This is a genomic window from Clostridium beijerinckii, assembly GCF_018223745.1.
GTDB classification, from domain to species: Bacteria; Bacillota; Clostridia; order Clostridiales; family Clostridiaceae; genus Clostridium; species Clostridium beijerinckii.
The window spans coordinates 3,845,600-3,868,424 of the sequence record NZ_CP073653.1 but is presented as its reverse complement, the minus strand read 5'-3'; the positions used below and the strand labels follow the sequence as shown (position 1 = coordinate 3,868,424).

Here is a 22,825-nt window from a genome sequence, read left to right as displayed (position 1 = left end):
TTTTTAATCATATGTTATTAAATTTCTTTTTTCTGTATTGAGAAGGAGTACACCCTAGTGTTTTATGAAATATTTCCGTAAAATAGCTTGAACCTGTAAATCCACATTGAAGTGCTATTTCAGTAACTGAAAGGGAAGAAATCTTTAGGAGTTCAATGCTCTTTTCTAGACGATATTCTGTTAAATAGGAAACAGGAGTCTTATTCAAAATAAGCTTGAAAATATCACAACAGCTACTACGACATACATTTCCAGCAGCGGCAATCTCATTTAAAGTGATTCTTTTTTGATAATTTTTCTGTATATATCCCGTCATATTATGCATAGCTTCAAGTTTTTTGTCATCAGCTGTTTCTTGAATGGAAATGCTATCTTTTATATTGTTATAAAGGCTGAAACATATTGTATTAAAAAGGCTCATGACATGTAATTCAAATCCATCCTTTTCTTCATTACATAACTCATAAACGTTTTTCAAAAGTTCAATCAAGTTTCTTTGCCAAGTGATTTCGGGATGCAATATAAAAAATGGATTGGATGTGTCTTCACATACTGGCAGTATATAAGTTTCCCTGATTCTTGTAATGCTAGAAATAATGGATGGTGGAAACAAAATACATATAAAACTACAATCAGAGCCATCAGCAGAATATCCATAATGCATCTGCTCAGAATTTATAAAAATTGCCTGCCCTTCTTGTAATTCATAGCTCTTACCATTTACAGAATAAGACATTTTACCATTTAAAAGTAAGATGAATTCCCAGTCAGTATGCCAATGGTTAGCAGCAGCCATAGCTGGATAATCTGAAAGCAAGGACTTTTTCGCACGAACAGGAAAATCTGCGAAGTTATAAGATACAACTTCTGAGTTATCATTTAATAGTGTCATCTTTAACATAGTTTCCCCTCCAAACGGTATGAATATCAATTAATATACTATTGTTATAAAAATATAGCTTATTCTTATATTTTTAGTAGTTGTTATGGAATATTATTATAATATAGACAGATTCATAAATCAATTTGAAAATAGCAAATATTCAAAAGGTTGAAAAAGAGAAATGAAAGCCAAAAGACTAAACTTAGATAAAGCAAATATAGTATTTATTGGGCTTGTTATAATAAATATATGTGCATCCTACCTTGTTGGCAGCACAGGAATTTATGCGGCTACAGCTTTTCGTGAATATGGCAGGATAGATTTGTTTAATGCTATGTTTGTAATAGAACCACTAGCAAGAAGTATATCATTACTTATTTCTGGTAGAGCAGGAGAATATTTTGGACGTAAACAATTGTACATATGGAGTGTAGGGGCGTTTGCTTTAAGCGTTGGAATTAGTGCAGCAGCATCAAGTGGGACTGTATTTCTTATTGCTAGAGGAGCTTCAGGTTTCTTTTGGGGACTATTTTTTGCAAATGTATTTACTATGATAAACGATATAGTATCTGAAGAAGAGTATCCAGTTAGGATTGGAATTATGCAGACAGTTTATTCATTGACGCTCATTTTGGGTCCAGTACTTTGTGGAATATTTACAGAGCGATGGAGTTGGAGAATATCCCTTGCTATACTGTTTCCTTTATTTATAATTGGAATGATATTTGTGGGATTTTTTATGCCAAGAAGTAAAACAAAAAATGGAATCATTATAAAAAGCAGCATAAAGGAATATGATAAAGGAGAAAATCTTCATATAAATAGAATCAATAAAGAAGAATTATTTATTGTAAAATTACTAAAACAAAAGGGATATCTAACAATTATTTTAATTACTTTTATAGCTACATGCATTTCATGTAGTGGTAATTACATACCACTTTATGCACAGACAGTATTAGGAGCAAACACTACCATTAGTGCTGTTGTCCTTGCGCCTTGTAATATTTTTGTTATGATATTATCAAGTGCCTCTGGCATATATATTTCAAAGAAAGGTTGTACAAAGACGATTTTTATATTGATGTCAGGCGCTACTTTAATAGGAACACTTATTTATGTATTAACCTTGTTTATATCAAGTTACCTTGTGATTATACTATCCACTGCAATAATTGGTATTGGAGTTGGAATACATCAAGTTGTTCCATTCGCATTTGCATAGAGGCATTTAGATGATAAACTAATTGCAGAAGGAATATCATTTATTAGCTTTGTACAAGGCATTGCAGGAGTTATTGCAGGAATGATATATTCAGCAACAATGAGAAGTGGAATAGCATTTTCATTGGCATTTACAGTTGTTTATAGTGTTTCTTTAATATTAATTGCTATATTTAAATACAAAGTACCTCAAGGTGAAGAATAAAAAAATATTCTTATAAGGTAGCATATATATTGCAATAATAAGTTTATATTTAAAGCTTTGATAAGCTGACAACTCAATTAGAACCACAATTTTGAAGCTTAATTATTATATATAAGTAATTGTAAATGTTTTAATAAATAATGTAAGGTGAATTTTTAGACAATCTATTTGGAGTGTGAAAGATAAGCATTTTATACTAATAAAGTTTTGCTGATGTTAGATATTAATAAAATAATTATATAGATAAAGAAAAGGGGAATAGAAAGATGAATCAAAAGGAAAGAATGCTAGCAGGATTACCATATAAAGCTTGGTTAGATGGACTTGGTGAAGAAAGAATGGAGAATAAGCTAAAAATACATGAATATAATTTACTTCGTCCAGATGAAATGAATAGAATGGAGGAACTTATTAAAGATATTTTAGGTAAGACTGGTGATAAAGTTTGTATAGAGCAGCCATTTCACTGCGATTATGGTAAAAATATTGAAGTAGGCAATAACTTTTTTGCTAATTATAACTGCACGATATTAGATGTAGGAAAGGTAATAATAGGTAAGAATGTTTTGTTTGCACCTAATGTATCAATTTATACTGCTGGGCATCCAATTCATCCAGAGTCAAGAAATTCAGGTTATGAGTATGGAATTGACGTTATAATTGGTGATAATGTGTGGGTAGGGGGAAGTGTTGTAATAAATCCAGGTATTAAAATTGGAAATAATGTTGTAATTGGTTCTGGAAGTGTAGTGACTAAAGACATTCCAGATAATGTGATAGCAGTAGGAAATCCATGTAAGGTTGTACGCGAGATTACAGAAGAAGACCGCAAATATTATTATAAAAACAATGAGTTTGATGTTGATGATTACAACGTTTAATTGTATTTAATGGATCAGCGTAGAAATTTTAAGTTAATAATAAAGGAAGTGCAAGTATGAAAATAGAACATGTAGCTATATGGACTAGGGATATAGAAAAATTAAGAGACTTTTATATTACTTATTTTGAAGGAGTTGCTGGAGATAAATATATTAATCATAAAAAACAATTTGAATCATATTTTATTAACTTCGATTCAGGAGCAAGACTCGAAGTTATGCAGATGCCAACAATTCCTTCAAATTTAAATGATACTATTAATCAATATATTGGGTTAATTCATATTGCCATTTCTGTAGGCAGTGTTGAAAAAGTTAATAATCTTACTGAGTCATTAAGGAATGCAGGTTATGAGGTAGTAAGTGAACCTCGTTATACTGGAGATGGATATTATGAAAGTTGTATTTTGGATCCAGATGGGAATAGAATAGAAATAACTGAGTAAGACTAATAACTTTAGGAGATATAATAATATAAAGAATATTTTACAGATGTAGTTTTTAATAAAAATATGTGTTTATTTTTTAGTGAAAATTGATATAATATAAGTAAGATTCTAAATCTATGATTTATTCAGTAAAACTTGCATATAGTGTAAGGAAATAGTATAAAAATGAAAATAGTGAAAAACATACTGCAATATGCTTTTCACTATAGTATATAATTCTAGTTGCTTAGGCAACTGGCATCACTAAGATTTTTATTTAGGGGCTGCTCCAAATTGGCTTAAGTGTTTGGAATAGTATTATGTATGATATTTTATGGAATACTAAGTGCATAGATATTTTAAATATAGGGTAAAAACCCTTGCACTTAGGAGTGAATTTATATGTATTCAATTGATAACCAATTAAAAATAGAAGATTTTATATTTCCATACGGAGAATTAGATAAAAATAATAGGTGGGTTAAATTAGCGTCAATAATACCATGGCATGAATTTGAAGAAACATATGCTAAACAATTCATTAATAATGGTCGTCCATCAAAACCATTTCGAATTGTATTAGGAAGCTTAATAATAAAGCAAAAACTTAATTGTTCCGATCGTGAAACGGTATCTGCTATCGCCGAAAATCCTTACCTTCAATATTTTATTGGTTTGAAAGAATTCCAAAATTCCGCACCATTTGGAGCGTCTTCAATGGTTGAATTTCGAAAAAGAATTGATGATGATATGATTATTGAAATGAATAATACTATTCTTAAAGATACTACTAAAAATAATGATGATAAAGATAAGCATGACGATAATGATGATGGAAATGATTCAGATCAATCTAATCAAGGCACTATCATTATTGATGCAACATGTACTCCAGCCGATATAACTTATCCACAAGATTTAAATCTTTTAAATTCTGCAAGAGAAAAACTTGAAGGATATATTGATCAATTGCATAATCCTTCTGAATCTAAAAAGCCTAGAACTTATAGGAAAATTGCGCGTAAGGATTTTCTAAATGTTTCAAAGGCCAGAAAGAAAAATTCTAAAAAGATGCGCAAAGCTATAAGGAAACAATTAAATTATATTGCTAGAGATATTGGATATGTAGTAAATTTTATTGCGAATGGAAAAAAGCTTAATAGTCGACAATCAGAAGAATATGAAGTGATTTTACAGTTATATCATCAACAAAAATATATGTTTGATAATAGAAAACATACAGTAGAAAATAGGATTGTTAGTATCAGTCAACCACATGTTAGACCAATTGTTAGAGGAAAAACTAAAGCTCCTACGGAATTCGGGGCAAAAGTTGAAATAAGTGTTGCTAATGGTTATGTTAGAATGGAAAAGTTGAGTTGGGATGCTTACAACGAATGCGAAAGCTTAATACCTATAACAGAGAGTTATAAAGCAAGAAATGGCTTTTATCCTGAAAGAATATTGGCTGATAAAATTTATAGAAATAGAAAAAACTTAAACTATTGCAAAGAAAATGGAATTAGCATTACCGGCCCTGCTTTAGGCAGACCTAAAAAGAATAAAACTAAAGCTGAAAAAAATCAAGAGTATGTTGATACATGCGAAAGAAATGAAGTTGAGGGAAAGTTTGGTACTGGTAAAACTAGATATGGTTTAGCCAGAATATTTGCAGATTTAAAAGAAACTGCTGAGTGCGTTATTAATATGGCATTTTTTGTAATGAACCTTGATAAAAAATTGAGGGTCATTCTACGCCATTTTACAAATTACTATATTTTGGAATACTACATATAAATATAGGGGGTTTTAAAGCACCCCCTATTTAAAAAATAGTAGCCTTCCAATTGAACCTGGGGCTACTATTTTTTTGAGATTTTTTCTATAAGAACCACTATCAATGTTAACAGCGATATTAAGAATAATCCACCTTGAAATAGTAATGTTAAAATGTCATTACTGATAAGTATCACCTCCCTTCAAAAAAGAGGTAAGTGATACCAGTAGCCCACAAAACTATTGAATTATACATGGAAATTATATCATAATATTTAAAAGGTTTCCATATAGATGGCGGTAAGATATATAAAAATCTATTATTGTACATGTTAATTTCTGAAATCATTGTAAATAAAAAGCTGAACAACATCATACAAGAACTATTTGAATTTCTATGATATTCTTAGAAAACAGACATAAGGAAAAGGAGGAAAATAGATGTTAAACGAAGTTAGGACTGTTTGTTTTGATACAGAGCTAAGCATAGAAGCTTATAACTTTAAAGGTATCATGCAGAAGTTTCCCAATCACTTTCACGACTACTATGTTATTGGGTTTATTGAGAATGGGAAAAGATATTTGTCGTGCAAAAATAAGCAGTACATTATAGAAACAGGGGATTTAATAGTGTTCAATCCTGGTGATATTCATACATGCGAACAAATTGATGACAGGACACTCGATTATAGGTGCATTAATGTTAAAAAAGATGTTATGAAAAAAATCACATTTGAAATAACAGGAAAAGAATATCTGCCTAATTTTATGGAATTTGTTTTATTCCGTAATGAACTTACATCTTCTTTGAAGGAGTTACATCTTATGATAATGGATGAGGAGAAGAATTTAAAAAAAGATGAATTGTTTCTATTCATAATGGAGCAATTGATAAGGGAATATTCAAATCCAGTTTCTGAAATGACTATACAGGAAGCTAGTGCAGAAATTAAGACAGTGTGCGATTATCTAGAAAATAATTATATGGAAAATATCACATTGAATCAATTAAGCAATTTAACTGGATTAAGTAAATATTATTTGTTACACTCTTTTACTAAACAAAAGGGAATATCACCATATAATTATCTTCAAACAATTCGTATTGGCAAGGCGAAAAAAATGTTGGAACAAGGAGTTGCCCCAATAGACGTAGCGTTCAAAACAGGATTCACAGACCAAAGTCATTTTACAAACTTTTTTAAAAAGTTAATTGGATTAACGCCAAAGCAATATATGAATATTTTTATTAATAGATGTAGGAGTAAAGAAAATGAGTAATAAAAAAGTTAAGGTAGGACATTTATCAGCAGTTATGACAATATTAATTTGGGGGACAACCTTCATTTCAACTAAAGTATTATTAAAAGATTTTACACCAATTGAAATTTTAATCTTTAGATTTGTAATTGGATATCTTACATTGCTTTGCATATGCCCATATCATATTAAAAAGGTTGAATTTAAACAAGAACTTTATTTTGCAGCAGCTGGATTAGCAGGAGTAACCTTGTATTTCCTTTGTGAAAATATCGCATTGAGCTATACCCTTGCAACTAATGTAGGTGTAATTATTTCAATTGCTCCATTTTTTACAGCTGTTTTTGCCAATCTGTTTTTAGATAATGAAAAGTTAACATCATACTTTTTTATTGGACTTACAATAGCAATAATAGGGATACTTCTTATAGAGTTTAACGGAAAATTTGTTTTAAAATTAAATCCATTTGGTGATATATTAGCAATACTTGCTGCTATTTTATGGGCGGTTTATTCTGTTGTCATGAAGAAAATTAGTCAATTTCAATATAATACCATTATCTGTACTCGCAAAGTATTTTTCTATGGATTAATTTTTATGATACCTGCCATATTTATTTGTGATTTTAAGCTTCAATTATATAGATTTACTAATGTATCAAATCTAATGAACATCTTATATCTAGGTTTTGGAGCATCTGCATTATGCTTTGTAACTTGGAATTGGTCAGTTAAGATTTTGGGAGTAGTGAAAACAAGCATATATATTTATATGGTACCTGTAATAACGGCTGCTTCATCTGCTGTTATTTTACATGAGAACATAACCTTTATTTCAATTATAGGAATTATTTTAACATTATTAGGGCTCTTTATTTCTGATGGAAAACAGATTATAAGATTTAGGAGAAAAGTAGAAACTGAGACAACAGCATAATCCTTATTTCGGAGAGCTATATGCATAAGTTTGGAACTTAGTTGTGACATCTATGCAGATAAACATATTTATAAAGTTGCTAAGACTTTAAGTTCGTATCTTCACTAGAAATCATAAATATATTTGTGGAGAAAACATTTGAAAATGAGCTATTAAAGGTTCTTAGCTGTAGGTTGTTCCATTTTAGCTTGTGAAGTGAGAGTACAAAATTTTATTTTGGGTTCTCGAACTTCCTCAGCGAATGTAATGAGTCGAGCTCCCCTAGGAAAGTTGGAGCATGCTAAAATGGATACAACCTGCTGCTTATAAGCTTCAGCGATATTTTCATAGCTTTTCGGAACAAAATATTTATGATTTCGGTAAGTTACCACATAAATTTAGTTTTAGAGTTGGATATCTACATGAAATTATATTTACATGCTTGTATAATAGTGGTACAATTTAATTCCTCAATATATAGTAATATATTGGAATTTTAAAGAAAGGTTTGGTAATGAAATATGATAGATGCAAAAGTATTGATAGAAAAAGCATTTGAGGCACAAAAGTTTTGTTATACTCCATACTCTAATTTTAATGTAGGTGCGGCTTTACTTTGTGATGATGGAACAATATATCAGGGCTGCAATATAGAAAATGCAGCATTTACACCAACAAACTGTGCAGAAAGAACAGCTTTCTTTAAAGCAATTTCTGAAGGGAAAAAAGAATTTACTGCAATAGCAGTAGTAGGAAATAAAAAAGGGGTGAAACCTGGCGAAGGAGATTTTTGTGCACCTTGTGCAGTATGTAGGCAAGTTATGGCAGAGTTCTGTGATCTAAAGACTTTTAAAATAATTATTGCTAAAAGCACAGAAGAATATTTAGAACATACATTAGAAGAACTTCTACCTTTAGCATTCACTGGTAAAAATTTGAAATAGATTATTAATAGTATAGATAAGTTATAAATAATATAGTTCATTCTTTATTTTTAATGAAATATGTATTAGAACTGCAAAATAATTATTTATATATAAAGCTGTACCCAACAGAGAATATAAGTTTTCTGTTGGGTTTATTTTATTGCTTAATATTTGATTTTTAACCGATTCTTTGATTATTATATAAGATATATTTTCTCCAATCGCAGCTAAGCTTAACAATTCAAAATTAAAAATAGAATTTAATAATTTAGCATTAAAATACGTTTGAAATACAGATTACAAGAAATAAGACAAGTTATAAAATAGTAGAGCCAATTAGTGGAGCTACTATTTTATAATTTATGTAACATGGAATATTTAATAAATGGTTCGATATAACTATTATGCATTAAGCTTTAAAGAGTATATTAAACTCGTAGTGTTTGTAATTATTTTTATTATTATGTAAAAAGTGGTATAATACGAGGATGGTCATGCTTATTATGATAAACGGGGGAATAGTATGAATATACCAATAATAAGAATAAAAAATTTAGTGAAAAAATATGATGATAGATTGATTTTTGATGATGTAAGTTTAGATATAATGAAAGGCGAAAGTATTGCTTTAACAGGGCATAATGGTATGGGAAAAAGCACATTAATAAAGATTTTGTGCGGTCTTACAAGAATAACTTCTGGAGAGGTTATTAGAGATAAAAATCTTAAATTTAATTATATTCCGGAAAATTTTTCACAGCTTAACATAAAAGCAGGTGAATATATTAAGTTAATAGGAGAGATAGAAGGAATATCAAAAGATGATTTTGTGAAGAAAACTAATTACTTATATAAGGAGTTTAACTTAGAAAATATGATAAACACTTCTATGAAAAACTTATCTAAAGGAACTCTGCAGAAGATTTCGGTAGTTCAGGCACTTTTGTCAAAACCAGATATTTTGTTATTAGATGAGCCATTATCTGGACAAGACAGTGATTCACAAAAAACGTTTATTAGAATGGTAAGAGAGCTTATAAAAGACGGCGTTACAGTAATAATGTCATGTCACGAAGTATTTTTAATAGATCAATTATCTAGTAGAATATTACAGGTTAAAGATTCTAAAATATTCGAAATTAAAAGGGCAGATATTAGCTCTGAGAAATATGCTTCAATGACTTTTTACAGAAAAGAAGCAGATAAATCCTTTGTAACTCCAAATATTAATGGGATCTACGAGTATCATGAAAATGAAGATTATATAGAATTCAAAACAAAAATAAGCGAAAGCAATAGGGTTTTAACAGAAATGATTAATAGTGGTTACACTTTAAAGTATTTTGAAAGGTAAAGGGAACGTAACTTATGTTAATATCAGTATTAAAATATAATTTTAAAATGTACATGAAGTCTCACAAATATATAATGCCTTTTTTTATTTTTATAATATATATGGTAATGGCTTATTCCATAAGATTACTTGATATTGTAGGCAGCATGGTATCTTCAGCAGCCTTTCTCTTTGCCTTAATGACATGGATTGGTTTTACTTATTGCAGCAATATAGAATTAATTGCGGAAGAAGTTTTAATATTAAAATTAAAGAGCCATACACGCTATTGGGTATCTAAAATTATTTTTATGGGTGTAGTAGGAGTATTTTTTTCTATATTATCTGTTGGACTTCCTATTATTTATAATTTAATTTGTAATGTTTTTAAATATCCTGTTACATTCAGCGATATAGTTGTTTCATTTATTATCCACATGTTTTTATCAATAATAGGAGCATTAATTGGTATGTTATTACAACCAAGAATAATATCAAATAGAAAAATGGCAATACTAGGTGCAATCTTTATTGTATTAATGAGCATAATTAAAGGACCAGTAATTAATGAGGTTCCATATTCAAAATATGTGATGTGGATTTTTCCTCCTATAAATGAAGTTTCAACAGCATATTTAGATCTTATGCATTTTAATATAGCTAATTTAATTATGCCATTAATTATTATGATAATTTATATTTTTATAGAGAGTTTTATATTAATAAAGAGAATGAAAAAAGTATTATTTTAAGATGAGGTGAAAAATATGCTAATAAATACAGAGAGATTAATTATTCGTGATTTTCAACATAAAGATAAAGAAAATTTAATGAAAATCATATGGCAAAAAGATGTAATAAGGTTTATGAAAGACTGGTCTGAAAATAGCACTGTTAAAGGAAGGCTTTCAGGCTATATTGATTGGCTTAAGACACAAAAGGATTCAAAGGATATTTATGAAAATAAAAGATATGCTGTGACATTAAAGGAAACAGATGAGTTAATTGGCATGGTTGGAATGGGATTAGAAGATACACTAAATGAAGTTGAAATGGCATATTTTATAGATGAAGATCATGCTGGAAATGGATATGCAACAGAAGCACTAAGAGCATTGTATGAATGGTGCATAAGCGTATCAGACATTCCATATATGATTCTTACTATCGATTGTGAAAATATCGCGTCATGTAAAGTGGCAGAAAAAGCGCAATTTAAATTGTTTGAGAAAAGAACTCCAATTGGTCACAAACAACCTAATATGGAGAGCGATAGTTACTTCTACTATCGCAAATATCGTTAAAGTTTTGATGATTCTTATTGTAATTAATTATTTTAACTTTGTATAGAAAGATAATTAGAAGGGGTATGAAACAAATATGCAATTCTATAATATTATTGAAAATTTAAAATTAATATATAGAGAAGTTGTATTATTATTGAATAAATATGATTGCTACATAAGGAGCTGTGTTTATATGTAAAAATATCATTAAAGGAGTAAAATTAAAATGGCAGGAAAAGTAGAGGAATACTTAGATAGTCTAGGAATTAAAAATGTTAATAGAGAGAAAGATTATAAACTGAATTTAAGAAAAGAAACTCAAAATTTCATAATTTGTTATACTCAATTTGATAAGAAATGCATAGATAAAGTGTATAATGTCCTTGAAGATAACTATAATAGGATTACTAATAACTTAAATAAGCAGCTTAACGAAAAATTAACTATAGAAATACACCCAGACCATAATGAACTTCATATGGCATTAGGATTTCCAAATGCGCCTGACTGGGTGAGAGGCGGACTTGGGGTGGGTAAAATTGTAATAGCATCACCTTTAAATCCACCACCAGGTTCTGATTTTTATAACGTATTAAATACAGCGGTTCACGAATTTGTACACATGATAGTAAATAAGATAAATGATAATACACCTAGATGGCTAAATGAAGGAATAGCGTGTTATGAAGCAAAAGACAATAATGAAAACTGGATAATAAAAACTGTCAAAAATGGATTAGAAAATAATATTATTCCTACATTTAAAGAACTAGATACAGGAGCGGATTTTGAAACCTTTTTTGCACGTAATGGATATCAATACTCATATACCATAGTAGAATCAATAATTAAACTATTTGGATATGAAAAGTTACGCAATTTAATAAAGCAACCCAATAGTATTGTAGAGATTTTTGGAATGACAGAAGAGGAGCTTCAAGATAAATGGATTGATTATATAAAAGTCAATTACCTGCAAAGTTAGTATAAATAAGAATTTATTTTTAGGAGATACAATGAAAATAAGAGAAGAATATACGTGTCCTTTAGAACTAGTACACGATATGATTAAAGGAAAATGGAAATCTATTATATTATGGCGATTGCGATTAGCCCCTACATCATTGGCTAAATTAGAAAGAGATATTGATGGAATTAATCAAAAAATGCTATTAGAGCAATTAAAAGAATTAATTGATTATGGGTTTGTGGAAAAGAAATCATTTGATGGTTATCCTCTTCGTGTGGAATACTCTTTAACAATAGATATGGGAATGAAGATTATAGATGCCCTAAAAATCATGCAATCTATTGGAATTGATTACTTAAAGGAACATGGTATGGAAAAGACATTGATTGAAAAAAAGGTTATTCCAGAGTAATACCCACAAAAAAGTTAGTAATTTACGTTATAAAAGCTCTTTGCTATAATTTGCCTATAAATAATAGCTTTGGGGGTAATATATGATAGCAACAAGTGCAGGTATTATAAATGGGATTATTCAAGATCAATATGGTAGTCGTGGAGAACATTTTAATGAGAATGGAGTCCCAACTTTTTCTCTTCCATTAAAAATTGCAAATGCTCCAGTAAATACTGCTTCATTTGCAATAGTATTAGAAGATAAAGATGCCTATCCAGTAACAGGAGGTTTTGCTTGGATACATTGGCTTGCAGCCAATATTACAAGGAGTGAATTGAAAGATAATGAGAGCCAGACAGCAGGGGATTTTATACAAGGCACAAATAGCTGGACTAGCTTGCAGGGTAATCAGCAATCAAAAGAACTTTCTTGTTATTATGGTGGTATGACACCACCAGATAAAGCACATGTTTATGAGTTTCATGTTTTTGCTTTAGATAAACTGCTAAATCTAAAAAAAGGATTTTTATTAAATGAATTATATCATGAAATGGATGGACATATTTTGGAGCGATATACTCTAAAGGGAATTTATAAGAATTAGTAAGTATAGAAATATAAGTGATATTGCTTTGCTGAAGTGAATATGCAATTTAGACAAAATATTGGAGGATAAATTAGAAATGACAATATTAGAGAGTGATAGATTGATTTTAAGACCTTGGAAAAATTCTGATTTAGATGATTTACATGAATTTATGTCAAATGAAAAAGTTGCAAATTTAGCAGGCTTTAGTGTGAAGAACAACAAAGAAGAGAGCCTAAAGATTTTGAAGCAATTTATCATAGATTCTTCCGATTCATTATGGGCAGTTGAATTAAAAAATATTAATAAAGTAATTGGATGGATTGAATTACATAAATATTCAGAAGGAATATATATAAATTCAAAAGAAATAGGATGTGTTTTATCACAAAAATATTGGGGGCAAGGTTTAATGCCAGAAGCGCTTAGACAAGTTCTTAGTTATGGATTTAATGAAGAAGAGCTTGATTCTATTGTGTGTTCTCATTTTGTAAACAATAATCAGTCTAAGAGAGCAATTGAAAAGTCTGGATTTAAGTATGCTAAAGCGAATGATAATAAAGTTTATTACTGCTTGAACAAAAGCGATTTTTAATTATACTTTATATTTTCAGAGTCATTAAGTATTAAAAATATATAATATATTGCCACAATATGATAAAATATTAGAGAATTTTGTTACTTGAGGTGATTTGATGGTAAAATGGAAGGCGGATTATGAAGTTGGGGTAAAACTCATTGATGAGCAGCATGAAAAATTATTTGAGATTGCGGATCGTGCTTATAAATTATTAACAAATGATTTTATACTTGATAAGTATGATAGAATTACTGAAATACTTGGGGAATTAAAAGAGTATACTATATTTCATTTTAAATCTGAAGAGGAATATATGTTGAGTGTAGGATATAAAAAATTCTTATCACATAAAGTAATACATGAAGATTTTATAAAATCTATTGATAATATTGATTTACACGAAATAGATTTAAATCAAGATGAGTCAGTAAAGAAGATATTAGAATTTGTTGTAGATTGGATAGATAAGCATATTTTAAATGAAGATAAGTTTATAGTAGAGAATTAATAAGAATATTTTAGCTGTTAAGCTAGTGTTCAGAAAACTATATTATAATAAATCTTGTAAAAAAGTTTTCATTAGTATACCTTAGTTAATTTTGCAGCCACTAGTTGGCTGTATTTTTTATTCTTCAGAAATTTATGATAAAGTAAAATATATAGAAAATTTATAGAAAAGCATATTCAAGTAGGTTCTATGTAGAAAAAGAATAAAAAAGAAAATATATTCGCCTGCCAAATTTTTCTCACATGCGTTCGAAAAGGCAGATGCGTAAAAAATCTACACCTATGAAAAGAGTGCGAAGCACAATACGGAACTTAACTAAAATCGCATGCGATTTTTTGTCGTAATTTTTGTTACGAAAAAGTAAAAGTAATTATATAAATTTACGAATATAGCCATATAGATAATTTGAAATAAAATTTATGGGGTGGTTTATATGGAAATAAAATTAAATGAGATTGAAATGTTAACAATATTACAAGCATTAGAAGTTCTACATGATCAAGCTACAGAATATAAAGACCTTATATATGAGGATAATAAAGATTTTCTAGTGGATATAAATAAAACTAGAATGGTACATAATAAGTTATTAGTTCAAGCTAAAAATGAAGGGATAATTAAGAAAAAAGTCAGCTTGATTTAAAAGAAGAGATGAAGGCAGGTTAAACAGAGGTGTTTAATCTGCCTTTCATTATATTAATTAAAATAAAAGTACTTTAGGATAAATAATTTCTATTTATAGTGAGATATATCTCCGTATAATAGTATTTTTGGCACTTCATTTTCTATATGTATTTTTGAAAGGCTAGCTGATTCTATATCTGGATTGCCACAAATATCACAAATATTTTGACTCATGAAATGTGACATAATAACTTTTAAGGTAATTCTATGTGTAACAATAATAATACTTTTGCCTTGATTTAAATTAATAATTTCTTCAATTGAGGGGATGACCCTAGCTTTCAATTCTTCATAAGATTCTCCTTCATCAGTTGGAACATATACAGAAGGGTTATTCCAAAAATTTTCCCAAGTTTCAGGATACTTATTAATAATATCTGTTTGATTCATGCCCTCCCATTTTCCCATATGGATTTCTTTCAATTCTTTCATTGTGTTTATAGGAATGTTTCGATTATGCTGGATGATTTTAGCCGTATCATAAGCGCGTTTACTTTCACTAGAGTATATTAAATCAACTTTTTCATTAATAAGTCTATCACTCAGTTTTTGAGCCTGAGATATGCCAACCTTTGTTAAAGGGGAATCTTTATGGCCTTGCATTCGTTTTTCTAGATTCCACTTTGTTTGTCCATGTCTAATTAAATATAAAACAGTTTGTCTCATAGTTCGCTCCTAAATATTTTATTATAAAAAATGCCGGCAATAATTTATAAGGAGAGTATATCAAAACAAAATCTATATGTATAATATATGTTATTATTATATTCATAAATAAAATATATGAATGGAGAGAATATGAATTTACATGGATTAAGATTGTTTTATATAGTAGCTAAAGCAGGAAGTGTAACAGTTGCATCAGAGCAATTAAAAATTAGTCAACCAGCAATTACATCACAAATTAAAAAGTTTGAAAGAGAAAATGGTATTACACTATTCTTACCACAGGGTAGAGGCATTTGTTTAAGTGAAATAGGTGAACAGTTGGTAAAAGAAGCAGAGGCAGTTTTTAAAATAGAAAATAGAATAGAAGCATTAATAGATAATCATAAAAAAGGTAAAAATGGTACATTAAAAATAGCAGGAAATTATCTTTCAACAAATTTTCTAATACCAATGTGGGCGGCTAAATTAAAAAAAGAGAATAAAGATATAAATGTTGAGATTAATACATTAAATACTGAAGAAGCCATTGATCATCTTATCTCATATAAAGTAGATGTTGCAGTTTTAGGTAGTGGAGCAATGAAATATACAGACAGAATTGATACCATTAAAATAATGGATGATGATTTATGGTTTGTAGCTTCACCAAATCACAAATATGCAAACAAAAAGGTTAGTATAAATGATATTATGTTAGAACCATTTATAATGCGGGAAAAAGGAAGTTATGCTAGAGTACTTTTGGAATCACTTTGTCATATTAATAGTATTAAAGTTCCTGATATAGCTCTTGAATTTAATGGGCTACATGAAACTCTTATGGCATCTACGTATGGATATGGTGTGAGTTTTTGTTCATCAATTGCTGCTAAAGAATTCATTGACATGGGGAAATTGGCTAGAATTTATGTAGATAATGTTGATCTAAAAAATGAAATTGTTATTTGTACACGTAAGAATGAAAAGATATCTAATTTAACTGAGAAGTTTATTTCTGTTATAAATAATTAAATACTTAGTTTTCATTTTATTTTTGATAATCAGAGAAAAGCAGTAGATAAAAAACTACTGCTATATAATATATATTATATATTATATTTAAACTAACTGCAGAAAGTAGTAGAAGGTACCATGATCAGATTGCAAATTAAATATGAGAAATATTCTCTATATTATATAATATATAAAATTACGAGAAAATAGTTACTTAAGATAGCAATAAAAATAAAAAGATTTAATGTAATATTACATAAGATAATTATTATATTGCCAAGAATATTTGAATAAGCGATGATAATGTCATTATAATAATCATTTTGTGATGACTAAATAACAACACATTTATTAGTTATGTTATAATAAATGTAGAAGAGTAGTTGGTTGAATAATGATGTGTATTAATATGAAAGGAATGATAAGAATGACAAAAGTAGCGATGTGTCAGAGTTGTGGGTTACCGTTTAATGAAGAACATGCACATTTTATAGCAAGGGAGCAAGATGGAAGTGAGAGTATTTATTGTACAAATTGCTATAAAGACGGAAAATTTATTGATCCCAATATGTCTATGAAAGAAATGGTGGAGCTAATTGTACCGGTTTTGGGAAAAGTAATAGGGGAAGAAGAAGCAAGAAAAGAAATGACAACATTATTACCAACTCTTAAACGTTGGAGATAATAATGATTTAGGCTAAATTTAATAAACAATATGTGTATAGTTATAAATGCTATAAAGCAAATGGTAATTTGAAAAATTGTATTATTCAAGAAGTTTAATTTATTATTTTTTATGTGTAATACAAAAAAAACTTATTTGCAATATAACAACATAAAGTTAGTTTTACATAAAAATAAAGATTGATTAGAGAAGGATATCTGATTTATCTTTATTTTTTGGCGCAAAAATAGAGATAGCGAAAAATCAGGTGAATGATAATAAATAAAAGCTATCTCTTTTTTATTTTAATATGCAGTTATGTTTTAATTATTGACACAGTTTATGGAAAATATACAACAAAATAAATAAACAATATATGCTATAATTGATTTAATATGGAATATGATTATGCAGCAAATTCATGAGTAAATCATAGTATTTCAAAAAGGGTTATAATTGGAGAAGGATTTTGTAATGTATAATTGTGCTTTGTGTTCTATTCATACTTGTAATAAAAGAGAACTTGATAAGACCCCTAAAAATTGTTCGAGTCTTGATGAAAAAATAGAAGAAATTAATGAAGTCTACAAAGAAAAAGATAATCTTTATATAACTGTAATTTAATATAATTGCTTAGATAGAGGTGGATAATGAAAACAGTAGTAATCTATAAATCTAAAACAGGCTTTACCAAAAAATATGCGAGTGGATTGCAGAAGAGCTATCAGCAGATATTTTTAATGCATCAAATGTTGATATTAATATTTTGAATAAGTATGATACTATAATTTATGGTGGAAGTTTGTATGCGGTAGGCATTATTGGGATAGGTTTAATCAAAAAGAACATTAACAAAATTAAAGATAAGAGGTTAGTAGTGTTTGCAACAGGAGCATCACCTTTAAGAGATAATGTTATAAACGAAGTAATAAATAAAAACTTTACAGTAGATGAGCAAAAATATATCAAATTTTTTTATCTAAGAGGTGGATTTAATTATAATAAGCTAAGTTCTTTTGATAAATTTCTTATGACATTATTGAAATGGAAAATAAAAAATAAGAAAAAGGAAGATTTATCAGCAGATGAAAAAGGAATGCTTGCTATTTATGATAAACCAGTAGATTTTACAGATAAGAAGAATATAGGGAAAATAATAGCTTATGTTAATTCGTGAGAGTAAATAAATATAAGTAACTGTAGATTTATGATTCAAGTAAAAGTATTAAATTTAGGAGATTAGTATGGATGTAATAAGAGCAATAGAAGAGCGTAGAAGTATACGAAAGTTTAAAGATAAGGTAGTACCAAAAGAAATAATAGAAAAGATCTTAGAATTAGCAACTAAAGCACCGTCAGGAAAGAATCGTCAACCATGGAAGTTTATTGTTGCCCAGGATAACACAAAAGATGAGATGGTGAGAATTATGGAGAATTCACTACACCAGAATAAAAAAGAGAATAAATCTACTGGTAGCCTGGAGTCAAGTATGAATTCAATTAATGAAGCATCGGCAGTAATCTTAGTATTTAATACTTTTTCTAATATTGAAGAAGATTATAATCATCATAGATTACTTACTGATACTCAATCAATTGGGGCTGCAATACAAACAGTTCTTTTAGCAGCACAGGATTTTAAACTAGGAACTCTTTGGATTTGCGACATATTTTATTGTGACAGAGAAATATGCTCATGGTTAAATTGCAAAGATGAACTTGTAGCAGCAGTAGCAATTGGATATCCAGATCAATCACCATATCCAAGGCCACGAAAGCCATTAGAAGAGGTTGTAAGATGGATATAAATTTTGTGGGTCTAAGTAATAAGTGATTCTACGGTAAGACTTATGATGCTTGGTGTTTTGGTGGAGATGCTTCGATTGCAAATAAACTCGCAAAACTAGTTGTAAATGGTATTAAAACAGCAACTGCATCAGCGTATCAGCTATATGAAATTGAAAACAGTCCTCTGCCAGCAGTGGGTGGTTTAAATATTATATTAGACACTGATAATAATGCTGTTTGCATAACTAAAACGACCAAAGTTTATACTTGTTCATTTAATGAAGTGTCAGAAAATCATGCACTTAAGGATGGAGAAGGAGATTTGTCCTTGGCATATTGGAGAAAGGCACATAAAGATTTTTTCTCAAAAGAATTAAAAGAGTATGATCTTGATTTTGATGAAAATATGGTTGTTGTTTGTGAAGAATTTGAATTAGTATGTAAATAGATAGTTGGTATAAAGTCGATAAAAATGGCTTTTATTTTGAATAATAGACCAATGAAAGTATCTAAAATAATTGATAAGTCATTATATAAATATAGATAAAATCTATCGTTGACTTACAACAAATTTTTATATATAATTTACTTAAAAAATAAATGAGAGCTTATACTTTCATCACCGGATGATTGTATTATAAGGCATACAAAAGCTAGCCGTAGGTACGGTGTGTTTTCACACTATAAGGTTAGCTTTTGGATGCCTTTTGTTTTGAAGGAGGTCGCAAAATGATAATTAAAGAGTATAACTACTTGCCAGAAGAGGCTAAAAAAATAAGAGTAGAGGTGTTTGTAAAGGAGCAGGGTTTTGTTGAAGAGTTTGATGAAATTGATGAAATTGCTAAGCACATGGTTATGTATGAAGGAGAACAACCAATCTCAACTTGTAGAATCTATTTTAATAGTAAGAAACAGTCATTTATCATAGGGAGAGTTGCTGTTTTAAAGGAATGGCGAGGGAAAAATATTGGAGCTAAAATGCTTAATGCTGCAGAAGACTGTATTACTCGAGAAGGTGGAAAAAGCGTAATGTTGTCAGGACAGGCACGAGTTGCAGAATTTTATGAAAAACAAGGGTATGAAAAGCAGGGAGAAGCTTATTTAGAGGAAGATTGTCTACATATATTGATGAAAAAGAATTTAGATTAATATAGGTAAATGAAATAATTACAGTAAAAGATGAAATAAACAAAAAGTAAGACGATTATATGATTCATACTAGAAGGTTATTGGGGAATGTAATCCTGCAATAATATACTATATGCTATTTAGGGTTAGATGTATAATTCATGAGAATACTTTGAAAGGGGCTTGATTCATGAATATTACATCTTTTCTTATTTACTGTATTATTGTTACAGTTACGTCTGGACCTACGAATATTGTAATATTGTCTACGGTAAATAATTGGGGGACAAAGAAAGCAATGGAGTATACATATGGAGCAACTATTGCGTTTAGTTTATTACTTATTATTTCAGCTGTTTTAAATACTGCACTTATGGCGGTTTTGCCAAAAATTCTATGCATCATGCAGATAATCGGAAGTCTTTATATTCTCTATCTTGCTTATCAAATATGCAAGATGGATACATCAAAATCAACTGCAAAAGAAACGGCAACTTTTTTATCGGGGTTTCTTATGCAGTTTGTGAATCCAAAGGTCGTATTATTTACAATGACAGTAATTCCGAGTTTTGTTATGCCATACTATACTAAACTATCTGCTTTAATGATATTTGTTGCATATATAACAATTATTGGATTTGGTGCATTTATTACATGGGTACTTTTTGGCACAATTTTTAAGACATTTTTGCAGAAACATCAAAAAATTGTTAATATAATTATGGCATTATTTTTAGTTTATTCTGCAATAATAGTATCTGGTGTAGGCGAGCTGATTAAGGGGTGATTTATATGGATAAATTTATATATAAAAAATCAGCAGGTATTACCGCACTATCAGCAAGTTTTGCTGACTTTAAATATAAGAAGCACTGTCATAAAGAATATGCAATAGGTGTAACTTTGAGAGGCATTCAGCAGTATAACTTAGATGGTAGCTTGCAGTTATCTTATCAAAATGGTGTTATGCTTTTTAATCCTGAGCAGCCACATGACGGAATGGCACATGATGAGACAGGTCTTGATTATATTATGTTATATATTGAGCCAAAATTATTTTTAGAGAGTATTGAAAAAAAGGATATAGTCTGTTTTTCTTCTCCTATTATTTATAATTACAGACTTGAGCAGCAAATATTAAATCTTTCTAATGCAATATTAAGTGGAAAAGATGATGCATTGTGTAGTGAATTTTTTTTATCTTTTGCAGATAGTTTTGCACAAACGGATCTTTGTATAAGTTACAAGAAAGAAAATGATTTAATTAAAAAAGCAAAGAATATGATTTATTATAACTTAGAGAATGTATTAAGGCTTGATGATATTTGTAGAGAGTTTAATATGTCAAAATTTCAGTTTATTAGATTATTTAAAGCTAATACTGGAATTTCGCCATACCAATATTTTCTTAAATGCAAAGTAGAAATGGCAAAAAAGTTAATAGAGAAAAATAGAGATGTTTATTCAGCAGTAGCAGAGTGTGGTTTTGTTGATTTAACACATTTAAATAAGCATTTTAAAAGCATATATGGAATAACAGCATTTGAATATTTATCATACTTAAATTAAAGTGATTTTTCTATGACTTTTGTTAAATATAAAAATGCCCCAATAAAGGGGCATATATGTATGTGATAATTAATATTTATGGGGGATTTATATCATGCTCTAATATATCTTAAATAATACATAATATAAATATCACATATTTAGAATTAAATAGATCAAAAATGGAGTTTTGATTTGATTATGAAGACATTCTAGTTTGTGGATATTTCATAAAATTATTCATGTAAAAAATAATAAAAGCCCCTAAAATAAGGGGCCAAAAAGTGAATGGATTAAAACAAAAAAGTAACTATGAATTAAGGGTAACCAAGAGAACAAAAAAATAACACTCAAGAGGTTTCCTTTAATTATATGAAGGGGAAGTTTAAATAATTCTAAATATTAATAAATAATTCTTTGCATAAAAAAGACCCCAATAATGGAGTCAAAATGGATTTCGTAAATAATAACATAATGAGAAGCAATCATAGTATATGCGAGTTAAAAATAATTATTCATATGGGGGGGAACATTAGGCGAGATATTTAATAGAATCTACTTTTTACATATTGGTTTTTCCCACCATCCAAATGCGACTACTACCTTATCAATTATTAAATTTGATGATTTTATAATTAGAGTATAGTTTCCACCTGGAGCTTCTATAAACTTTCCATCTTCCTCACCTACTAATGTTGTATTAGGGGGTACTATTCTTTCATATACATTAACTCCATCTTTAGGAACAATTCTAGTAGACTCAATAAATCTAATATCTACCTTGTTTTTTGGTATTGGCTTTAACGCAGTGTTGGTTGGAGAGGTCTTACGGGATACACAAGCTTTTTCAGGAAAACTAGTATTTAACCATATTTGGGCAGTTAAATAGTCATTAGATAAATTTGAAATAGTAAATACATTTGCATATAAATTGACATCTGAATTACGTGGATTTACTAAACCAGCCCAGGCATTTGAACCATTACCAACCCATAAAGTTTCTGTCTGCCCTACAAAGTATCTTCCTCTCATTGATTTATATAAAGAAATAGGAATGCTAACTACTTCTTGTAATTTACCACTTTTATTATCTAGTATATAATTACTATTATTTTCTAACATAAATTACATCTCCTACGGATTAATTTTTATAAATAGTACCATAGAGTTTCTTTATATATAATATTCCGTAAAT

At 28.9% G+C, this 22,825-nt stretch carries 29 protein-coding genes and 1 pseudogene; 26 read left to right on the top strand and 4 right to left on the bottom strand.

The window, feature by feature from the left end:
- Nucleotides 1–7: 7 nt before the first annotated feature.
- Nucleotides 8–901: an AraC family transcriptional regulator gene (locus KEC93_RS17435; protein ID WP_077869991.1), complete on the bottom strand. Its 894-nt coding sequence runs from the start codon at nt 899–901 to the stop codon at nt 8–10.
- A gap of 163 nt (nt 902–1,064) precedes the next feature.
- On the opposite strand from KEC93_RS17435, the gene KEC93_RS17430 reads away from it, so the two are divergent.
- The 5 genes from KEC93_RS17430 (at nt 1,065) to KEC93_RS17415 (ending at nt 5,418) form a co-directional block, all read left to right on the top strand.
- The gene (locus KEC93_RS17430) at nt 1,065–2,108 is read left to right on the top strand and encodes an MFS transporter (protein ID WP_238893214.1); all 1,044 of its coding nucleotides are present in this window, start codon (nt 1,065–1,067) and stop codon (nt 2,106–2,108) included.
- A gap of 81 nt (nt 2,109–2,189) precedes the next feature.
- Nucleotides 2,190–2,312 carry a hypothetical protein gene (locus tag KEC93_RS26750; RefSeq protein ID WP_274597751.1) on the top strand — a complete coding sequence of 41 codons (123 nt, stop codon included), beginning with the start codon at nt 2,190–2,192 and terminating at the stop codon, nt 2,310–2,312.
- A 266-nt stretch (nt 2,313–2,578) separates the two neighbouring features.
- On the top strand, nt 2,579–3,193 hold the full coding sequence (locus tag KEC93_RS17425; protein WP_077869992.1) for a sugar O-acetyltransferase: 615 nt from the start codon (nt 2,579–2,581) through the stop codon (nt 3,191–3,193).
- 56 nt (nt 3,194–3,249) lie between these two features.
- Complete coding sequence (locus KEC93_RS17420; RefSeq protein ID WP_077869993.1) at nt 3,250–3,639, top strand: VOC family protein; 390 nt, start codon at nt 3,250–3,252, stop codon at nt 3,637–3,639.
- A gap of 384 nt (nt 3,640–4,023) precedes the next feature.
- Nucleotides 4,024–5,418: an IS5 family transposase gene (locus KEC93_RS17415; protein ID WP_111944659.1), complete on the top strand. Its 1,395-nt coding sequence runs from the start codon at nt 4,024–4,026 to the stop codon at nt 5,416–5,418.
- A gap of 65 nt (nt 5,419–5,483) precedes the next feature.
- Here the strand turns inward: KEC93_RS17415 and KEC93_RS26570 are convergent, their stop codons facing one another.
- Nucleotides 5,484–5,594, bottom strand: coding sequence for a putative holin-like toxin (locus KEC93_RS26570; protein ID WP_236892005.1), 111 nt, complete (start codon nt 5,592–5,594; stop codon nt 5,484–5,486).
- Between the two features lie 244 nt (nt 5,595–5,838).
- Here KEC93_RS26570 and KEC93_RS17410 point away from each other — a divergent pair, with 244 nt between their 5' ends.
- From KEC93_RS17410 to KEC93_RS17355, 12 genes are all read left to right on the top strand, one after another.
- Entirely contained in the window at nt 5,839–6,678 is an 840-nt protein-coding gene (locus KEC93_RS17410; protein WP_077869117.1) for an AraC family ligand binding domain-containing protein, read from the top strand.
- A complete protein-coding gene (locus tag KEC93_RS17405; protein ID WP_077869118.1) occupies nt 6,671–7,594 on the top strand; it encodes a DMT family transporter in 924 nt (307 codons plus the stop codon). The genes KEC93_RS17410 and KEC93_RS17405 overlap by 8 nt, the downstream gene beginning before the upstream one ends.
- Nucleotides 7,595–8,094: 500 nt before the next feature.
- The gene (locus KEC93_RS17400) at nt 8,095–8,517 is read left to right on the top strand and encodes a cytidine deaminase (protein ID WP_031275733.1); all 423 of its coding nucleotides are present in this window, start codon (nt 8,095–8,097) and stop codon (nt 8,515–8,517) included.
- Between the two features lie 505 nt (nt 8,518–9,022).
- A complete protein-coding gene (locus tag KEC93_RS17395) occupies nt 9,023–9,853 on the top strand; it encodes an ATP-binding cassette domain-containing protein (protein WP_039769177.1) in 831 nt (276 codons plus the stop codon).
- A 74-nt stretch (nt 9,854–9,927) separates the two neighbouring features.
- Nucleotides 9,928–10,584 (top strand): hypothetical protein, encoded by a 657-nt coding sequence (locus KEC93_RS17390; protein ID WP_238893215.1) that lies wholly within the window; start codon nt 9,928–9,930, stop codon nt 10,582–10,584.
- Between the two features lie 15 nt (nt 10,585–10,599).
- On the top strand, nt 10,600–11,136 hold the full coding sequence (locus tag KEC93_RS17385; RefSeq protein WP_077869119.1) for a GNAT family N-acetyltransferase: 537 nt from the start codon (nt 10,600–10,602) through the stop codon (nt 11,134–11,136).
- A 208-nt stretch (nt 11,137–11,344) separates the two neighbouring features.
- A complete protein-coding gene (locus tag KEC93_RS17380) occupies nt 11,345–12,103 on the top strand; it encodes a peptidase MA family metallohydrolase (protein ID WP_077869120.1) in 759 nt (252 codons plus the stop codon).
- Between the two features lie 31 nt (nt 12,104–12,134).
- Complete coding sequence (locus KEC93_RS17375; RefSeq protein ID WP_023974446.1) at nt 12,135–12,500, top strand: winged helix-turn-helix transcriptional regulator; 366 nt, start codon at nt 12,135–12,137, stop codon at nt 12,498–12,500.
- 82 nt (nt 12,501–12,582) lie between these two features.
- Nucleotides 12,583–13,086 carry a YbhB/YbcL family Raf kinase inhibitor-like protein gene (locus tag KEC93_RS17370; protein ID WP_039769184.1) on the top strand — a complete coding sequence of 168 codons (504 nt, stop codon included), beginning with the start codon at nt 12,583–12,585 and terminating at the stop codon, nt 13,084–13,086.
- Between the two features lie 79 nt (nt 13,087–13,165).
- The gene (locus KEC93_RS17365) at nt 13,166–13,663 is read left to right on the top strand and encodes a GNAT family N-acetyltransferase (protein WP_039769186.1); all 498 of its coding nucleotides are present in this window, start codon (nt 13,166–13,168) and stop codon (nt 13,661–13,663) included.
- A 100-nt stretch (nt 13,664–13,763) separates the two neighbouring features.
- Nucleotides 13,764–14,156: a bacteriohemerythrin gene (locus KEC93_RS17360; RefSeq protein WP_039769188.1), complete on the top strand. Its 393-nt coding sequence runs from the start codon at nt 13,764–13,766 to the stop codon at nt 14,154–14,156.
- Between the two features lie 433 nt (nt 14,157–14,589).
- Nucleotides 14,590–14,799: a hypothetical protein gene (locus tag KEC93_RS17355; protein ID WP_017210934.1), complete on the top strand. Its 210-nt coding sequence runs from the start codon at nt 14,590–14,592 to the stop codon at nt 14,797–14,799.
- Between the two features lie 89 nt (nt 14,800–14,888).
- On the opposite strand, the gene KEC93_RS17350 is transcribed toward KEC93_RS17355, so the two are convergent.
- On the bottom strand, nt 14,889–15,506 hold the full coding sequence (locus KEC93_RS17350) for a histidine phosphatase family protein (protein WP_077869121.1): 618 nt from the start codon (nt 15,504–15,506) through the stop codon (nt 14,889–14,891).
- Nucleotides 15,507–15,638: 132 nt separating this feature from the next.
- On the opposite strand from KEC93_RS17350, the gene KEC93_RS17345 reads away from it, so the two are divergent.
- The 9 genes and pseudogenes from KEC93_RS17345 to KEC93_RS17305 all read left to right on the top strand — a co-directional run bounded on the left by KEC93_RS17345 (nt 15,639) and on the right by KEC93_RS17305 (nt 21,651).
- The gene (locus KEC93_RS17345; RefSeq protein WP_077869122.1) at nt 15,639–16,520 is read left to right on the top strand and encodes a LysR family transcriptional regulator; all 882 of its coding nucleotides are present in this window, start codon (nt 15,639–15,641) and stop codon (nt 16,518–16,520) included.
- Nucleotides 16,521–16,896: 376 nt separating this feature from the next.
- On the top strand, nt 16,897–17,187 hold the full coding sequence (locus KEC93_RS17340) for a zinc ribbon domain-containing protein (RefSeq protein WP_241394828.1): 291 nt from the start codon (nt 16,897–16,899) through the stop codon (nt 17,185–17,187).
- A 453-nt stretch (nt 17,188–17,640) separates the two neighbouring features.
- Entirely contained in the window at nt 17,641–17,790 is a 150-nt protein-coding gene (locus tag KEC93_RS17335) for a hypothetical protein (protein ID WP_241394827.1), read from the top strand.
- Nucleotides 17,791–17,816: 26 nt separating this feature from the next.
- Nucleotides 17,817–18,343, top strand: a pseudogene (locus KEC93_RS17330) (flavodoxin domain-containing protein).
- 67 nt (nt 18,344–18,410) lie between these two features.
- Nucleotides 18,411–18,974 (top strand): nitroreductase family protein, encoded by a 564-nt coding sequence (locus tag KEC93_RS17325; RefSeq protein WP_077869123.1) that lies wholly within the window; start codon nt 18,411–18,413, stop codon nt 18,972–18,974.
- A 74-nt stretch (nt 18,975–19,048) separates the two neighbouring features.
- Entirely contained in the window at nt 19,049–19,402 is a 354-nt protein-coding gene (locus KEC93_RS17320; protein WP_077869124.1) for an ASCH domain-containing protein, read from the top strand.
- A 281-nt stretch (nt 19,403–19,683) separates the two neighbouring features.
- Nucleotides 19,684–20,103 carry a GNAT family N-acetyltransferase gene (locus tag KEC93_RS17315; protein ID WP_077831382.1) on the top strand — a complete coding sequence of 140 codons (420 nt, stop codon included), beginning with the start codon at nt 19,684–19,686 and terminating at the stop codon, nt 20,101–20,103.
- A 169-nt stretch (nt 20,104–20,272) separates the two neighbouring features.
- A complete protein-coding gene (locus tag KEC93_RS17310) occupies nt 20,273–20,869 on the top strand; it encodes a LysE family translocator (protein ID WP_077869125.1) in 597 nt (198 codons plus the stop codon).
- Nucleotides 20,870–20,874: 5 nt separating this feature from the next.
- Nucleotides 20,875–21,651 carry an AraC family transcriptional regulator gene (locus KEC93_RS17305; RefSeq protein WP_077869126.1) on the top strand — a complete coding sequence of 259 codons (777 nt, stop codon included), beginning with the start codon at nt 20,875–20,877 and terminating at the stop codon, nt 21,649–21,651.
- A 534-nt stretch (nt 21,652–22,185) separates the two neighbouring features.
- On the opposite strand, the gene KEC93_RS17300 is transcribed toward KEC93_RS17305, so the two are convergent.
- The gene (locus KEC93_RS17300; protein WP_077869127.1) at nt 22,186–22,752 is read right to left on the bottom strand and encodes a DUF6143 family protein; all 567 of its coding nucleotides are present in this window, start codon (nt 22,750–22,752) and stop codon (nt 22,186–22,188) included.
- Nucleotides 22,753–22,825: the final 73 nt, after the last annotated feature.

Bases quoted from the DNA above. Each gene is read 5' to 3' on its own strand.
- KEC93_RS26750 (WP_274597751.1), top strand. From the start codon at position 2,190: ATGATATATTCAGCAACAATGAGAAGTGGAATAGCATTTTCATTGGCA.
- KEC93_RS17305 (WP_077869126.1), top strand. From the start codon at position 20,875: ATGGATAAATTTATATATAAAAAATCAGCAGGTATTACCGCACTATCA.
- KEC93_RS17400 (WP_031275733.1), top strand. From the start codon at position 8,095: ATGATAGATGCAAAAGTATTGATAGAAAAAGCATTTGAGGCACAAAAG.
- KEC93_RS17365 (WP_039769186.1), top strand. From the start codon at position 13,166: ATGACAATATTAGAGAGTGATAGATTGATTTTAAGACCTTGGAAAAAT.
- KEC93_RS17360 (WP_039769188.1), top strand. From the start codon at position 13,764: ATGGTAAAATGGAAGGCGGATTATGAAGTTGGGGTAAAACTCATTGAT.
- KEC93_RS17375 (WP_023974446.1), top strand. From the start codon at position 12,135: ATGAAAATAAGAGAAGAATATACGTGTCCTTTAGAACTAGTACACGAT.
- KEC93_RS17390 (WP_238893215.1), top strand. From the start codon at position 9,928: ATGCCTTTTTTTATTTTTATAATATATATGGTAATGGCTTATTCCATA.
- KEC93_RS17410 (WP_077869117.1), top strand. From the start codon at position 5,839: ATGTTAAACGAAGTTAGGACTGTTTGTTTTGATACAGAGCTAAGCATA.
- KEC93_RS17310 (WP_077869125.1), top strand. From the start codon at position 20,273: ATGAATATTACATCTTTTCTTATTTACTGTATTATTGTTACAGTTACG.
- KEC93_RS17405 (WP_077869118.1), top strand. From the start codon at position 6,671: ATGAGTAATAAAAAAGTTAAGGTAGGACATTTATCAGCAGTTATGACA.
- KEC93_RS17350 (WP_077869121.1), bottom strand. From the start codon at position 15,506: ATGAGACAAACTGTTTTATATTTAATTAGACATGGACAAACAAAGTGG.
- KEC93_RS17380 (WP_077869120.1), top strand. From the start codon at position 11,345: ATGGCAGGAAAAGTAGAGGAATACTTAGATAGTCTAGGAATTAAAAAT.
- KEC93_RS17430 (WP_238893214.1), top strand. From the start codon at position 1,065: ATGAAAGCCAAAAGACTAAACTTAGATAAAGCAAATATAGTATTTATT.
- KEC93_RS17385 (WP_077869119.1), top strand. From the start codon at position 10,600: ATGCTAATAAATACAGAGAGATTAATTATTCGTGATTTTCAACATAAA.
- KEC93_RS17355 (WP_017210934.1), top strand. From the start codon at position 14,590: ATGGAAATAAAATTAAATGAGATTGAAATGTTAACAATATTACAAGCA.
- KEC93_RS17315 (WP_077831382.1), top strand. From the start codon at position 19,684: ATGATAATTAAAGAGTATAACTACTTGCCAGAAGAGGCTAAAAAAATA.
- KEC93_RS17335 (WP_241394827.1), top strand. From the start codon at position 17,641: ATGTATAATTGTGCTTTGTGTTCTATTCATACTTGTAATAAAAGAGAA.
- KEC93_RS17435 (WP_077869991.1), bottom strand. From the start codon at position 901: ATGTTAAAGATGACACTATTAAATGATAACTCAGAAGTTGTATCTTAT.
- KEC93_RS17395 (WP_039769177.1), top strand. From the start codon at position 9,023: ATGAATATACCAATAATAAGAATAAAAAATTTAGTGAAAAAATATGAT.
- KEC93_RS17415 (WP_111944659.1), top strand. From the start codon at position 4,024: ATGTATTCAATTGATAACCAATTAAAAATAGAAGATTTTATATTTCCA.
- KEC93_RS17425 (WP_077869992.1), top strand. From the start codon at position 2,579: ATGAATCAAAAGGAAAGAATGCTAGCAGGATTACCATATAAAGCTTGG.
- KEC93_RS17325 (WP_077869123.1), top strand. From the start codon at position 18,411: ATGGATGTAATAAGAGCAATAGAAGAGCGTAGAAGTATACGAAAGTTT.
- KEC93_RS17420 (WP_077869993.1), top strand. From the start codon at position 3,250: ATGAAAATAGAACATGTAGCTATATGGACTAGGGATATAGAAAAATTA.
- KEC93_RS17300 (WP_077869127.1), bottom strand. From the start codon at position 22,752: ATGTTAGAAAATAATAGTAATTATATACTAGATAATAAAAGTGGTAAA.
- KEC93_RS17340 (WP_241394828.1), top strand. From the start codon at position 16,897: ATGATGTGTATTAATATGAAAGGAATGATAAGAATGACAAAAGTAGCG.
- KEC93_RS17370 (WP_039769184.1), top strand. From the start codon at position 12,583: ATGATAGCAACAAGTGCAGGTATTATAAATGGGATTATTCAAGATCAA.
- KEC93_RS17345 (WP_077869122.1), top strand. From the start codon at position 15,639: ATGAATTTACATGGATTAAGATTGTTTTATATAGTAGCTAAAGCAGGA.